This is a genomic window from Streptomyces sp. NPDC005004, from assembly GCF_053600675.1.
In genome coordinates this window covers 272,181-285,774 of the sequence record NZ_JBSGAH010000010.1, presented here as the reverse complement: position 1 = coordinate 285,774, position 13,594 = coordinate 272,181, and the positions used below count along the sequence as shown (strand labels likewise).

Sequence of the window (13,594 nt, the reverse complement as noted above, 5' to 3'; positions counted from 1 at the left end):
CCGACCTGCCCCCCCGGGCCCTGTACCCCCGGCGCGACCAGCAGGCCCTGGCCGGGCGCCGGGCCAGCGACCGGGCGGACCGTCGGGTCCGGGCTCAGAACTTGTTGCGCGGGGTGATGCCCAGCGACAACCCCGACAGGCCGCGCTGGCGGCCGCCCAGCTTGCCCGCGATCGAGCGCAGCGCCGAGCCCGCCGGGGACCCGGGGTCGGTCAGCACGACCGGCTTGCCGTCGTCGCCGCCCTCGCGCAGGCGCACGTCGATCGGGATGCTGCCGAGGACCGGGACCGTCGCCCCGGTGGTGCGGGTCAGGCCCTCGGCGACCGTCTGGCCGCCGCCGGTGCCGAACACGTCGACCATCTCGCCGCAGTGCGGGCAGGGCAGGCCCGACATGTTCTCGACCACGCCGACGATCTTCTGGTGGGTCTGCACCGCGATGGAGCCCGCGCGCTCGGCCACCTCGGCCGCCGCCTGCTGCGGGGTCGTCACGACCAGGATCTCCGCGTTCGGGATGAGCTGGGCCACCGAGATGGCGATGTCACCGGTGCCCGGCGGCAGGTCGAGCAGCAGCACGTCCAGGTCGCCCCAGTACACGTCCGAGAGGAACTGCTGGAGCGCGCGGTGCAGCATCGGGCCGCGCCAGACCACCGGCGCGTTGCCCGGGGTGAACATGCCGATCGAGATGACCTTCACGCCGTTCGCCGACGGCGGCATGATCATGTTCTCGACCTGGGTGGGACGGCCGTCCGCGCCCAACATGCGCGGCACGCTGTGGCCGTAGATGTCGGCGTCCACGACACCGACCTTCAGACCGTCGGCGGCCATCGCGGCCGCCAGGTTCACCGTCACGGAGGACTTGCCGACGCCGCCCTTGCCGGAGGCGACCGCGTACACCCGGGTGAGGCTGCCGGGCTTGGCGAAGGGGATCTCGCGCTCGGCCTGCCCGCCGCGCAGCGCGTTGGCCAGCTCCCGGCGCTGCTCGTCGCTCATCACGTCCAGCGCCACGTCGACGCGGGTGACCCCGGCGACGCCGGAGACCGCCGTGGTCACGCGCTCGGTGATGGTCTCGCGCATCGGGCAGCCGGAGACCGTCAGGTACACCGTGACCGCGACCGCGCCGTCCGCGCCGATCTCCACCGATTTGACCATGCCGAGTTCGGTGATCGGTCGGTTGATCTCGGGGTCGTTCACCGTCGCCAGTGCCTCGCGCACCGCGTCTTCCATAGCCATAAGGTCGATGGTACGGCTCGGGGTGGTGCCGCCGTGTAGCGCCTCAGCGGTCGTCTGCGTCACGCCCGGACGGCCGTTCCGCCCGTTCCGCCGGGAATGCGATGCGGGAGGGGTGGCCGTCGCGGCGCCGTTCCTCCTCCAGGTCCCGGATCAGGTCCTGCAGCTCGGAGCGGATCCAGTCGCGGGTGGCGACCTCGCCCAGGCCCATGCGCAGCGCGGCGATCTCCCGGGTCAGATACTCGGTGTCCGCGATCGACCGCTCGTTCTGCTTGCGGTCCTGCTCCAGGTTGACCCGGTCGCGGTCGTCCTGCCGGTTCTGCGCGAGCAGGATCAGCGGGGCCGCGTAGGACGCCTGGAGGGAGAGCATCAGGGTCAGGAAGATGAACGGGTAGGGGTCGAAACGCACCACCGCCGGGGCCGCGATGTTCCACAGCACCCAGACGATGATGACGACCGTCATCCAGACCAGGAAGCGGCCCGTTCCCAGAAACCGGGCGATGCGCTCCGACAGCCGTCCGAACGCCTCCGCGTCCCACTCCGGCAGCAGCCGCCGGCGCGGCGGGCGCGGCTGGTCCAGGCGCGGCATACGGGGGCGGGCGGTGGCCGTGGCGCCCGCCGGGGAGCGCTCGCGGCCACCGTCGCGGCCCCCCTCACGCTCAGCCCCCATGGCTCGCGGCTCCCTGCTCCATCGCGCCGTCCAGATGGAACTCCGTCTCCCGCCAGTCGTCGGGCAGCATGTGGTCGAGCACGTCGTCCACGGTGACCGCGCCGAGCAGCGAGCCGGACTCGTCCACCACGGGCGCGGCGACCATGTCGTACGTGGCGAAGAACCCGGCGATGACGGGCAGCGTGGCGTCCGGGTCCAGGGACTGGAGGTCGTCGTCGATGAGCGAGCTGACCAGGGTGTACGGCGGGTCGCGCAGCAGCCGCTGGAAGTGCACCGTGCCCAGGTACTTGCCGGTCGGGGTCTCGTCGGGCGGCCGGCACACGTAGACCTGCGCGGCGAGCGCGGGGGAGAGGTCGGGGTTGCGGACCCGGGCGAGCGCGTCCGCGACGGTGGCGTCCGGGCGCAGCACGATCGGCTCGGTCGTCATCAGCCCGCCCGCCGTGTGTTCCTCGTACGACATCAGGCGCCGCATGTCGGCCGCGTCGTCGGGCTGCATCAGGCTCAGGAGCCGCTCCTTGTCCTCCTCGGGCAGCTCGCCGAGCAGGTCGGCCGCGTCGTCGGGGTCCATGGCCTCCAGGACGTCGGCGGCGCGTTCCTCCTTGAGCTTGCCGAGGATCTCGATCTGATCGTCCTCGGGCAGCTCCTCCAGGACGTCCGCGAGCCGGTCGTCGTCCAGGGCGGCGGCGACCTCGGCGCGCCGCTTGGGGGAGAGGTGGTGCAGCACGTTGGCGAGGTCGGCCGGGCGCAGTTGCTCGAAGGTGGCGAGCAGGCTCTCCGCGCCCTGCCCGTGCTCCTCCAGGGAGAAACCGGTGACCGCCGACCACTCCACGGTCAGCGTCTCGCCCTTGGACCGCCGGAACGCGCCGCCCTTCCTGCCCTTGCGCACGAAGACGCGGTCGACCTCCCAGTCCCGGCGGGCAGGTAGCTGCTGCACGGACAGGTCGAGGACGGTGACCTCCTCGCCGGTCTCCACCAGTTGGACGCGCCGGTCGAGGAGTTCCCCGAACACCAGCCGCTCGGTGGGCCGTTGCTCGAAGCGGCGGACGTTGACCACGCCGGTGGAGATGACCTGGCCGGAGTCGAGTCCGGTCACCCGGGTCATCGGCAGGAAGATCCGGCGCCGGTTGGACAGCTCGACGACCAGCCCGAGGACGCGCGGGGGGCGCCGCCCGACGCGCAGCATGACGACGAGGTCGCGGACGCGGCCCACCTGGTCGCCGGTCGGGTCGAACACGGGAGCCCCGGCCAGGTGCGAGACGAAGATCCGGGGAGCACCGGCTGCCATGGCTTCGCTTCCTTTGTCTCGATCGCTCGGGATCGCTCGGTTTTGCCGACTCGCGTGCGCTTCAGGCTAGCCCGTACCGATCGGACACGCCCTGGTGGACGGTCCGGACGGACTCGCTCCATGGCCGCCCGGAGCCCCCGGTACGCTGCCGTACGCCGTTCGGAACCACAGAGAGGCAGCCCCACCTGTGACTGCGATTCCCCGGACCCCCGCCCGCCGTCGCAGCGCGCTCGGCGCGTGCGTGCTGGCCCTCGCGGCCACGGTGCTGGCGGGCTGCGGCGGCGACGACCCGGACGCGGGCACGAACGGTGTCGGCAAGCTGCCCCCGGACCGGATCCAGTCGCGCACACGGTCGGCGGCGGCCGCCGCCGAGGACGTCCACCTGGCCGGAACGGTGGTCACCGGCAAGGACACCTACCGGATCGACATGCGGCTCAAGGAGGGCGGCGCCAGCGGCTCGGTCACCGCCAAGGGCTCGGCGTTCCGGCTGCTGCGCGTCGGCGAGAAGCTGTATCTCAAGGCCGACGCCGACTTCTGGAAGCGTGCCGGGGACACCTCGGCGGGCTCCAAGCTCCAGGGCAAGTACGTGAAGGTCCCGCAGGCGGACGCGGCGTACAAGAAGTTCATCGGCTTCACCGAGAAGGACGTGCTGATGCCGGGTCTGCTGACCCTGCACGGCAAGCTCGCCACCGCCGGACACCACGAGCAGGGCGGCACCCGCACGATCCGGGTCACCGGCGACGGCGGTCTCGGCGGCACCCTCGACGTCTCCCTGGAGGGCAAGCCGTATCCGCTGCGCCTGGTGCGCGCCGGGCAGGCGGGCACCCTCACCTTCTCCGACTGGGGCAAGGACTTCCCCCTCGCCGAGCCTCCCGCCTCGGAGACCGTGGACTACGGCAGCAGCCTGCCCGCGTCCTGAGCACAGACGCCCCCTGGGCCGTGTCCGCAAAGCCCCGCCCTGCCCTGCGTGCAGACGACGCCACTTGTCAGACAGGCCCTAGCCCTTCTTGCGACGCCGCGTCAGCAGCCTCGGCAGCGCGGCCGGGATCGGCTGCCGGGTCGTCGCCGGGGTGGGCAGCGGCGGGGCGGCCAGGCTGCCGGTGGGCCGCGGCTCCACGGCGCCGGTGGGCACCAGGCGCACCACGCGGCACTCGCGGGCCCAGCGCTCGGTCATCGTCTCGCTGTCGGGGGCGTTGAGCCGCTTGCCCTTCAGCTCGACCACCGTCGCCTCCCACTCGGGCGAACCGGGCGGCAGCGCGTGCACGGTGGCGGGCCAGCTCACCAGCCGGCCGCCCTTGTCCTTGCCGCGCACCGTCACCTCGGCCCCGCCGCCGTCCGTGAGACCGGGCAGCGGCTGCTCCCCGGGACCGTCACCGATCAGACAGGCGGCGCCCTCGTGCCACACGTGCCACAGCGGACGCGCGGCGGCGACCTCGGTGCCCCGGACCCAGATCAGACCGGACTTCTTGGTGGCCTCCTCGATGAGGGCCTGGTCGAAGAGGTCCTGGCCGGGCAGCTCGCTAGTCATGCGCCCAGACTAACCAGGCGCGCTCACAGCCAGCCGTTGCGCTTCAGCGTGCGGTGGATGCCGAGGCAGAGCGCGACCGTGATGCCCATGATCACCGGGTAGCCGTACTTCCAGTGCAGCTCGGGCATGTGCTTGAAGTTCATGCCGTAGACGCCGCACACCATGGTGGGGACGGCGATGATCGCGGCCCAGGCGGTGATCTTGCGCATGTCCTCGTTCTGCGCGACGGACGCCTGCGCCAGGTTGGCCTGGAGGATGGAGTTCAGCAGTTCGTCGAAGCCGACCACCTGCTCGTGCACCCGGGCCACGTGGTCCGCGACGTCACGGAAGTACTTCTGGATGTCCGGGTCGATCAGCCGCATGGGCCGCTCGCTCAGGAGCTGCATCGGCCGCAGCAGCGGGGCGACCGCCCGCTTGAACTCCAGTACCTCGCGCTTGAGCTGGTAGATCCGCGCCGAGTCCACACCGCGCGAGACACCGCCGTTGCGGCCGGGGGAGAAGACCTCGGTCTCCACCTCGTCGATGTCGTCCTGCACCGCGTCCGCGACCGCGAGGTAGCCGTCCACCACATGGTCGGCGATGGCGTGCAGCACGGCCGAGGGGCCCTTGGCGAGCAGCTCCGGGTCGTCCTGGAGGCGGTGGCGCAGCGCGCGCAGCGAGCCCTGGCCGCCGTGCCGGACGGTGATGAAGAAGTCCCGGCCGGTGAAGCACATGACCTCACCCGTCTCGACGACCTCGCTGTTGGCGGTGAGCCGGTCGTGCTCGACGTAGTGGATGGTCTTGAACACCGTGAACAGGGAGTCGTCGTAGCGCTCCAGCTTCGGGCGCTGGTGCGCCTGCACCGCGTCCTCCACGGCGAGGGGGTGGAGCCCGAAGACGTTCGCGATCCCGGCGAACTCGGCCTCGGTCGGCTCGTGCAGACCGATCCACACGAAACCGCCGTCGCGCCGCACCTGACGCATCGCCTCCTGCGGGCCGAGCGGCTTGTCGCTCTCGACGCGGGTGCCGTCCCGGTAGACCGCGCAGTCGACGATGGCCGACGGGGTGGCCGGGTCACGCGTGGTGTCGTACGCGGGCGTCGTCTCGCGCGGGGTCGGGCGGGAGGACGGTCGGACCACGGCTCGCAGGTCGCGGATCATCGACATGGGCAGGCTCCTTCGCGGGCAGGCAGCGGGGGCGCGGCCCGCGACGGCTGGAACTACCCGGAATGGGGACGTCCTGACTCCGTAGGTTTGGCACGTCCACAAAGCGGGGAGCACCGCACCGTCGCGGTGGCGACTTCGCTACTGATGCAGAACTGATGGAAATCAGGCAGATCAGGCAAAGCGAAACGAAGTGCTCTTCCGAACGGCAACGCGAACGTGAAGGTGGCAGCCGGCCAGGAACGACATCAACGGCGGGAAGAGCGAGTGGTACTGCACGGTCGACTTCGATCCATGACAGCCCCACCTCCTCCGGCCGGTCCCTCGTAAGGGAGTCTCATCGGCGTCGGGACTCGACAGCGTGCTTCTGCACGCGGCCCCGAACCACCGGCTCAGCGTAGCAGCCGCCCATGGTGTCAAGGCGCAGCTTTGCCTGCCACTGACGAGTTCTATGCTCACCGCATGGTTGATGTTCTTCCTCTGGTCGAGGCCCGGTTGACCACCGCGCTGGGCGAACCGGACGCGCGCGCCTCGGTCACCTTCCTCGGCGCCGACCGGGTCGAGGTGCTCCGCTTCCTGGAGGGAGACCTCGTCCGCTACGCCAGCCTCGGCATGTCCGCGCACCCCATGACCGACCCCACGGCGATGGTGGCCGACCCCGTCCGGGGACCGCGCGCGGAGCTGGTCCTGACCGTCCGCACGGGCCGCGCCGGCACCGACCAGGTGCTCAGGCCGCTCGCCGTGCTCGCGGCGTCCCCGCAGGTCGAGGGCGTGGTGATCGCCCCCGGTGCCTCCCTGGACGTCGGCGAGCCGCTGTGGCCCGGCGCCCCCTTCACCTCGGTCCTGGTCGGCGAGCCGGGCGGCCTGGTGGAGGACCTGGACCTCGACGACCCGCTGGACCCCGTACGATTCCTGCCGCTGCTCCCGATGACCCCGAACGAGGCGGCCTGGAAGCGGGTGCACGGCGCGCAGGCCCTCCAGGAGCGGTGGCTGACCCACGGCACGGATCTGCGCGACCCGCTGCGCGCGGGCGTCCCGCTGGACTGAGCCGCCGGGTGAGCAAGCTCACTGACGTGCTTGCGGGGCAAGGGAGTTGACCCCGGCGGGGGTCGTACTGCCCCCAGGCGGGCGGTGTCCGGTGCCGGGCGGCCGGACGGGTGATCGTCCTTGACGTGGGCCGGTGCGGGTAGGACCGTGGGGCTCTATGAGGGGCGAACCCAGTTGCCCGAGGTGCGGTGGCCGGGTCAGGGCTCCCGGTCTCTTCGCCGACTCGTGGCAGTGTGCCGCGCACGGGTCGGTGCAGCCGCTCCAGCCCGTGATCCCGCCCAGTGTCGAGGCGCTCACCGCCGTCGTCCAGCGCACGCACGTCCCGGTGTGGATGCCGTGGCCGCTGCCGGTCGGCTGGCTGTTCACCGGCATCGCGCACGCCGGTGACGACCGCAGCGGCGGGCGTGCCAGCGCCGTGGCCTGCTCCGGTCCGGGACCGCTCGGCGGCCCCGGCGAGCTGATCCTCGTCGCGGAGGAGCCCGGCGTCGGACTCGGTTCGCGGTACGCGGGCCTGGAGGGACCCGACCCCGGCTCGTACCTGAACGTGGAGAAGCCGCCGCAGACCAAGGTCCTCGCGGCCGGCCGCCCGACCCCGCTCTGGCATGTCTCCGGCACCCCCACCGACCGCGCCGTCTTCGCGGGCGAGGCGCTCGGGATGTGGCTGTGGGCGGTGATGTGGCCCGAGCAGTCGAGCCTGCTGATGTACGAGGAGCTGGTGCTGACCGACCTCAGGGACGCGGGCGCGGAGATCGACCTGGTGCCGTGCGGGGCGCTCTCGCCCCGGCTGATGCGGCCCTGAGGGAGGGGCCGCCGCGCAGGATGCGTGCGGGGCGTGTGTAGGGGGTGCCCGGCCGGTGCGGGTGTGACAGGGCATCGGGTGCGCGCGGCTATCCTTAGGTGTTCCCTCCGCCCCGTCATCGTCTGGAGTCGCCGTGCGCATCGACCTGCACTGCCACTCCACGGCCTCCGACGGCACGGACACCCCGGCCGAGCTGGTGCGCAACGCCGCCCGCGCGGGGCTCGACGTGGTCGCGCTGACCGACCACGACACCACTCGCGGTCACGCCGAGGCGACCGCCGCGCTGCCCGAGGGGCTCACCCTTGTCCCGGGTGCCGAGCTGTCCTGCCGGACCGACGGCGTCTCGATGCATCTCCTCGCGTACCTCTTCGATCCCGAGGAGCCCGCGCTGCTGGCCGAGCGCGAGCTGGTCCGCGACGACCGGGTGCCGCGCGCCCAGGCCATGGTCGCCAGGCTGGCCGGGCTGGGTGTGCCGGTCACCTGGGAGCAGGTCGAGCGGATCGCGGCCGGAGGCTCGGTGGGCCGCCCGCACATCGCGTCCGCGCTGGTCGAGCTGGGCGTCGTCCCCACCGTGAGCGACGCGTTCACGCCCGAGTGGCTGGCCGACGGCGGCCGGGCGTACGTGCCCAAGCACGAGACCGACCCGTTCGAGGCGATCCGGCTGGTCAAGGACGCGGGCGGGGTCACCGTCTTCGCGCACCCGGCCGCCGTGAAGCGCGGCCGTACGGTCCCGGAGGCCACGATCGCCAAGCTGGCCGAGGCGGGTCTCGACGGCATCGAGGTCGATCACATGGACCACGACCCCGCCACCCGGACCCGGCTGCGGGACCTCGCGGGAGACCTGGGGCTGCTGGTCACGGGCTCCTCGGACTACCACGGCAGCCGCAAGACCGTCGCGCTCGGCGCGAACACCACGGACCCCGAGGTCTACGGGGAGATCATCCGCCGCGCCACCGGCGCGTTCCCTGTCCCGGGGACCGGCGGGATCTGACCCTCCGGGCTCCCGCGCTCTTCCCCGCCCTTCCCCCTCTTTCCCCCGGCAATTCCGCACGTCCGCCGCGCGTACCGCCGTGGCCCGGGCCCTCTACGGCCAGGTCACGGACGCTCGCGCGCGGTGGTGGCTCGTCATGCAAGGCACACGATGTTCGACCTCGCCGTCTTCGGCTCCCTGTTCCTGACCCTCTTTGTGATCATGGACCCCCCGGGGATCACCCCGATCTTCCTCGCCCTGACCGCCGGACGCCCGGCCAAGGTGCAGCGGCGGATGGCCTTCCAGGCCGTCTGTGTGGCGGGCGGGGTCATCGCGGTCTTCGGCCTGCTGGGTCACCAGATCCTCGACTACCTGCATGTCTCGGTCCCGGCCCTGATGATCGCGGGCGGTCTGCTGCTCCTGCTGATCGCGCTCGACCTGCTCACCGGCAAGACCGACGAGCCCCAGCAGACCAAGGACGTCAACGTCGCCCTGGTGCCCCTCGGGATGCCGCTGCTCGCCGGGCCCGGAGCCATCGTGTCCGTGATCCTGGCCGTGCAGAAGGCCGACAGCGTCGCCACGCAGGTCTCGGTGTGGTCGGCGATCCTCGCCATCCATGTCGTGCTGTGGCTGGTGATGCGTTATTCGCTGCACATCATCAAGGTCATCAAGGACGGGGGCGTGGTCCTCGTGACGCGGCTCGCGGGCATGATGCTGGCCGCGATCGCCGTGCAGCAGATCATCAACGGTGTCACTCAGGTGATCCGGGGGAGCTGAGACGGAGCCTCGGCTCCCCCGGAAGGCTTGAGTGTCGTGCGTACGCCCTACGAGGCCGTGGTGTCGGCCGGGCGGATCCACAGACGCTGCCCGATGGCGGCGGCCTGCTGCACGATCCGATTGACGGAGGCGGCGTCCACGACGGTGGTGTCCACGGTCGTGCCGTCCACCTCGTCGAGTCGCATGATCTCGAAGCGCATGGCTTCTCCCTTCGTCTGGTCATCCTCCTGCGGAGAACTACTGGGTGCGACGTGTCGTGTCGCGGTGTTGCATACCTAGACAACGGACTGCGTGTTACAAACATTCCCTACGCTAAAGAAATTTTTCGAACGGCTAACTACCCGCCGGTAGGGAACGCGCCCGGCGAAGCCCTTTCGCGGACTGACCGGGACCGGTTGTGTTCGCAGCGTGACGGCCGGGACAATGGACGTGATGAACGACGACCTGGCGGACCTGGGCGCCCGCATCGACCACACCAACGAGCTGCTCCAGCGGATGCTCGCCGAGGTGGCGAAGACCCCCTCCACCCACGCGATCTTCGTGGACGCGGGCTACCTCTACGCCGCCGCGGGCCGGCTCGTGGCCGGTACGGAGGACCGGCGCGCCTTCGACCTCGACGCCGAGGGCCTGATCGACGCGCTCATCGACAAGGCCCGCTCGATCTTCGCCGACAGCCGGCTGCTGCGCGTCTACTGGTACGACGGCGCCCGCCGCCGTATCCACACCGCCGAGCAGCAGACCATCGCGGAGCTGCCCGACGTCAAGGTCAGGCTCGGCAACCTCAACGCGCACAACCAGCAGAAGGGCGTCGACTCCCTCATCCGCACCGATCTGGAGTCCCTCGCCCGGCACCGCGCCATCAGCGACGCGGCCCTGCTCGGCGGCGACGAGGACCTGGTCTCGGCGGTCGAGGCCGCGCAGGGGTACGGCGCCCGCGTCCACCTGTGGGGCATCGAGGCGCCCGAGGGCCGCAACCAGGCCGAGCCGCTGCTGTGGGAGGTGGACAGCCAGCGCACCTTCGACCTGGAGTTCTGCAAGCCGTACGTCTCGCGCCGCACCGCCGCCGCGTACGAGGCGACCGGGAACCGGCCCACCCGGGAGGACGTGCGCTTCGTCGGCGCCCAGATCGCTGCCAAGTGGCTGGCCTCCCGGGGGCGCGACGCTCTCGGGGAACTGCTTCCCGGCCACCCCTATCTGCCCGGCTCCGTCGACCAGGACCTGCTGGTCGAGGCCGAGAACCTGCTCCAGTACTCCCTGCGCGGCCAGGCCGATCTACGGCGGGCGCTGCGGGACGGCTTCTGGGAGCACCTCCAGACGCAGTACTGACCCGCGTACGCCGACGGCCCGGCCCCCCGAAGGGGACCGGGCCGTTTCACGTGACCGGCGAGGATCAGGCCTCGGCCGTCGTCGCCTTGCGGGTGCGGCGGCGCGGCTTGGCCTCCGGCTCCTCGGTGGCCTGCGCCGGGATCTCCGCGGCCTCGGCCACGGCCTTCCGGGTGCGGCGCACCTTGGGCGCGGGCGCCTCGTCCCCGTCGACCGCCGTGGCGGTCGCCTTGCGGGTACGACGCGGCTTGACCTCGGCGACGTCACCCGCCTCGGGGGCGGTGGCGGCGGTCTTGCGGGTCCGGCGCGGCTTGGCCTCCGCGACCGCCTCGGCGGTCTCGGCGGGAGCCGTGGCGGCGGTCTTGCGGGTCCGGCGCCTGGGGGCCTCGGCCTCGGGTGCCTCGGTGGTCTCCACGGCGGCGGCCGTCTTGCGCGTGCGGCGCTTCGGGGCTTCGGTGACCGGCTCCGCGACCGGCGTCTCCACCGCGTCCACGACCGCCTCGGCGGCCTTGCGGGTGCGGCGCTTGGGAGCGGCGGTCTCGGTGGCCTCCGGGGCGGCGGCGGCCTTGCGGGTCCGGCGCTTCGGGGCTTCGGTGACCGGCTCCGCGACCGGCGTCTCCACCGCGTCCACGACCGCCTCGGCGGCCTTGCGGGTGCGGCGGCGCGGCTTGGTCTCCGCGACCGGTTCGGCCACGGCGGCCTCCACGGCGGGAGCCTCGCTCACCGCTTCCGGCGCCTCGACGGCCTCGGCCTGCTTGCGCGTACGGCGGCGGCGCGGCTGCTCCGGGGTCTCCACGACGGTGTCCACGACAGCCGGACCCTCTGCCGTCTCCACGGCGGTCTCGGCGGCGGTCGTCACCGGCTGCTCGGCCCCGCCCGACGCGCCGTTGCGCGTGCGGCGACGGCGGCGCGGCGTACGGGTCGCCGTCGCCTCCTCGGTGGAGGCGGTCTCGACGGCCGGAGCGGCGGCGCCGGACTCCAGCGGAGCACCGTTGCGCGTACGACGGCGGCGGCGCGGGGTGCGCGCCGGACGCTCCTGCTCGGTGGCGGCGGCCTCACCGCGACCACCGCGCTCGTCACGGCCGCGGCCACGGCCACCGCGGTCGTCGCGGTCGCCCCGACCGCCCCGGCCACGCGGCGCGCGCCCACCGGGCTCGCCCAGGTCCTCCAGGACCTCCGCGTCGAGCCCGGCGCGGGTGCGCTCCGAGCGCGGCAGGGTGCCCTTCGTGCCCTCGGGGATGCCGAGGTCGGAGAACAGGTGCGGGGACGTGGAGTACGTCTCCACCGGGTCGTTGAAGTCGAGCTGGAGCGCCTTGTTGATGAGCTGCCAGCGCGGGATGTCGTCCCAGTCGACGAACGTGATCGCCGTGCCCTTGGCGCCCGCGCGGCCGGTGCGGCCGACGCGGTGCAGGTACGTCTTCTCGTCCTCGGGGGACTGGTAGTTGATGACGTGCGTGACGCCCTCGACGTCGATGCCGCGCGCGGCCACGTCGGTGCAGACCAGCACGTCCACCTTGCCGTTGCGGAAGGCGCGCAGCGCCTGCTCGCGGGCGCCCTGGCCGAGGTCGCCGTGGACCGCGCCCGAGGCGAAGCCGCGGCGCTGGAGCTGCTCGGCGATGTCGGCGGCGGTGCGCTTGGTACGGCAGAAGATCATCGCAAGACCGCGGCCCTCGGCCTGCAGTATGCGCGCGACCATCTCCGGCTTGTCCATGGAGTGACCGCGGTAGACGAACTGCTTGATGTTCGCGACCGTGACGCCCTCGTCGTCCGGCGCGGTGGCGCGGATGTGCGTGGGTCGGGACATGTAGCGGCGGGCGAGACCGATGACCGCGCCCGGCATGGTGGCCGAGAACAGCATGGTCTGGCGCGTGGCCGGCAGCAGGTTGATGATCTTCTCGACGTCGGGCAGGAAGCCCAGGTCGAGCATCTCGTCGGCCTCGTCGAGGACCAGGCACTTCACGTGCGAGAGGTCCAGCTTCTTCTGGCCCGCGAGGTCCAGCAGCCGGCCGGGGGTGCCGACGACCACGTCGACGCCCTTGTTCAGGGCCTCGACCTGCGGCTCGTAGGCACGGCCGCCGTAGATGGCGAGGACGCGTACGTTGCGCACCTTGCCGGCGGTCAGCAGGTCGTTGGTGACCTGGGTGCACAGCTCGCGCGTGGGCACGACGATGAGCGCCTGCGGCGCGCTGGTCAGTGCCTCGGGGGCGGCGCGGCCGGCCTCGACGTCGGCGGGGACGATCACGCGCTCGAGGAGCGGGAGGCCGAAACCGAGGGTCTTGCCCGTACCGGTCTTGGCCTGGCCGATGACATCCGTGCCCGAGAGGGCGACGGGAAGGGTCATCTCCTGGATGGGAAAGGGGTTGATGATGCCGACGGCCTCAAGGGCTTCGGCGGTCTCGGGAAGAATTCCGAGATCTCGGAACGTCGTAGTCAGGGTTATGCCTCTTCTGTGTGCGCGGCGCGAGGCGAGCGCGGGGGTCAAGTCGACCGTGCCGGGGACGTCGGCCGCCGTACACGCCCGCCACTGGGGCGAGCCGTATGGCACGGGGACCTCTGCCGACGCTCTAGCGCTCGTACCGCTGAGGGTTCCCTCCGGTCGACGTACACGGTCGTACGGCCACGGAGGGCTGTCGGGTCGGAGCCGATCGGGCCACCGACCGGGCATCCTCATGCGTGCGGCCTGGCAGGACACGCCGAATACGTCAGCGCGCTCCAGCAGGCGCATTACCACCATACCCCGGATTGCCGCACTCGCGATGGCCGATTTGGTCACGTAGCCGTCGTCACACCGCTCTGCCGGGGGGTGGAGAGGCAGGACAAGCGGGCTA

At 72.0% G+C, this 13,594-nt stretch carries 13 protein-coding genes; 6 read left to right on the top strand and 7 right to left on the bottom strand.

Features of this window, described 5'->3' with window-relative positions; genetic code table 11:
- Window positions 1-94: 94 nt before the first annotated feature.
- From ACWEEU_RS17255 to ACWEEU_RS17245, 3 genes are read right to left on the bottom strand one after another with little or no spacing between them, the layout of a single operon-like run.
- The gene (locus ACWEEU_RS17255) at window positions 95-1,228 is read right to left on the bottom strand and encodes an Mrp/NBP35 family ATP-binding protein (RefSeq protein ID WP_451733144.1); all 1,134 of its coding nucleotides are present in this window, start codon (window positions 1,226-1,228) and stop codon (window positions 95-97) included.
- A gap of 43 nt (window positions 1,229-1,271) precedes the next feature.
- Window positions 1,272-1,895 carry a DUF1003 domain-containing protein gene (locus ACWEEU_RS17250; protein ID WP_385743486.1) on the bottom strand — a complete coding sequence of 208 codons (624 nt, stop codon included), beginning with the start codon at window positions 1,893-1,895 and terminating at the stop codon, window positions 1,272-1,274.
- The gene (locus ACWEEU_RS17245; RefSeq protein WP_385743484.1) at window positions 1,885-3,180 is read right to left on the bottom strand and encodes a magnesium transporter MgtE N-terminal domain-containing protein; all 1,296 of its coding nucleotides are present in this window, start codon (window positions 3,178-3,180) and stop codon (window positions 1,885-1,887) included. Before ACWEEU_RS17245 ends, ACWEEU_RS17250 begins: the two co-directional genes overlap by 11 nt.
- 187 nt (window positions 3,181-3,367) lie before the next feature.
- On the opposite strand from ACWEEU_RS17245, the gene ACWEEU_RS17240 reads away from it, so the two are divergent.
- The gene (locus tag ACWEEU_RS17240; RefSeq protein ID WP_385743482.1) at window positions 3,368-4,099 is read left to right on the top strand and encodes a hypothetical protein; all 732 of its coding nucleotides are present in this window, start codon (window positions 3,368-3,370) and stop codon (window positions 4,097-4,099) included.
- Between the two features lie 78 nt (window positions 4,100-4,177).
- Here ACWEEU_RS17240 and ACWEEU_RS17235 read toward each other — a convergent pair whose 3' ends face one another.
- Window positions 4,178-4,708, bottom strand: coding sequence for a hypothetical protein (locus ACWEEU_RS17235; RefSeq protein ID WP_451733139.1), 531 nt, complete (start codon window positions 4,706-4,708; stop codon window positions 4,178-4,180).
- 23 nt (window positions 4,709-4,731) lie between these two features.
- Complete coding sequence (locus ACWEEU_RS17230; protein ID WP_199585034.1) at window positions 4,732-5,853, bottom strand: magnesium and cobalt transport protein CorA; 1,122 nt, start codon at window positions 5,851-5,853, stop codon at window positions 4,732-4,734.
- Between the two features lie 459 nt (window positions 5,854-6,312).
- Between ACWEEU_RS17230 and ACWEEU_RS17225 the strand changes: the two genes are divergently transcribed.
- The 4 genes from ACWEEU_RS17225 (at window position 6,313) to ACWEEU_RS17210 (ending at window position 9,443) form a co-directional block, all read left to right on the top strand.
- The gene (locus ACWEEU_RS17225) at window positions 6,313-6,897 is read left to right on the top strand and encodes a suppressor of fused domain protein (RefSeq protein ID WP_451733136.1); all 585 of its coding nucleotides are present in this window, start codon (window positions 6,313-6,315) and stop codon (window positions 6,895-6,897) included.
- Between the two features lie 157 nt (window positions 6,898-7,054).
- Window positions 7,055-7,696 (top strand): DUF6758 family protein, encoded by a 642-nt coding sequence (locus ACWEEU_RS17220; RefSeq protein ID WP_385743475.1) that lies wholly within the window; start codon window positions 7,055-7,057, stop codon window positions 7,694-7,696.
- A gap of 133 nt (window positions 7,697-7,829) precedes the next feature.
- The gene (locus ACWEEU_RS17215) at window positions 7,830-8,687 is read left to right on the top strand and encodes a PHP domain-containing protein (RefSeq protein WP_451733133.1); all 858 of its coding nucleotides are present in this window, start codon (window positions 7,830-7,832) and stop codon (window positions 8,685-8,687) included.
- A gap of 150 nt (window positions 8,688-8,837) precedes the next feature.
- Complete coding sequence (locus ACWEEU_RS17210; protein WP_385743471.1) at window positions 8,838-9,443, top strand: MarC family protein; 606 nt, start codon at window positions 8,838-8,840, stop codon at window positions 9,441-9,443.
- Window positions 9,444-9,490: 47 nt separating this feature from the next.
- On the opposite strand, the gene ACWEEU_RS17205 is transcribed toward ACWEEU_RS17210, so the two are convergent.
- Window positions 9,491-9,643, bottom strand: a complete 153-nt coding sequence (locus ACWEEU_RS17205; RefSeq protein WP_018544351.1) for a hypothetical protein — start codon at window positions 9,641-9,643, stop codon at window positions 9,491-9,493.
- Window positions 9,644-9,875: 232 nt separating this feature from the next.
- Here ACWEEU_RS17205 and ACWEEU_RS17200 point away from each other — a divergent pair, with 232 nt between their 5' ends.
- Entirely contained in the window at window positions 9,876-10,769 is an 894-nt protein-coding gene (locus ACWEEU_RS17200) for an NYN domain-containing protein (RefSeq protein WP_199585029.1), read from the top strand.
- A 64-nt stretch (window positions 10,770-10,833) separates the two neighbouring features.
- Here the strand turns inward: ACWEEU_RS17200 and ACWEEU_RS17195 are convergent, their stop codons facing one another.
- A complete protein-coding gene (locus ACWEEU_RS17195) occupies window positions 10,834-13,107 on the bottom strand; it encodes a DEAD/DEAH box helicase (protein ID WP_451733129.1) in 2,274 nt (757 codons plus the stop codon).
- Between the last annotated feature and the right edge of the window lie 487 nt (window positions 13,108-13,594).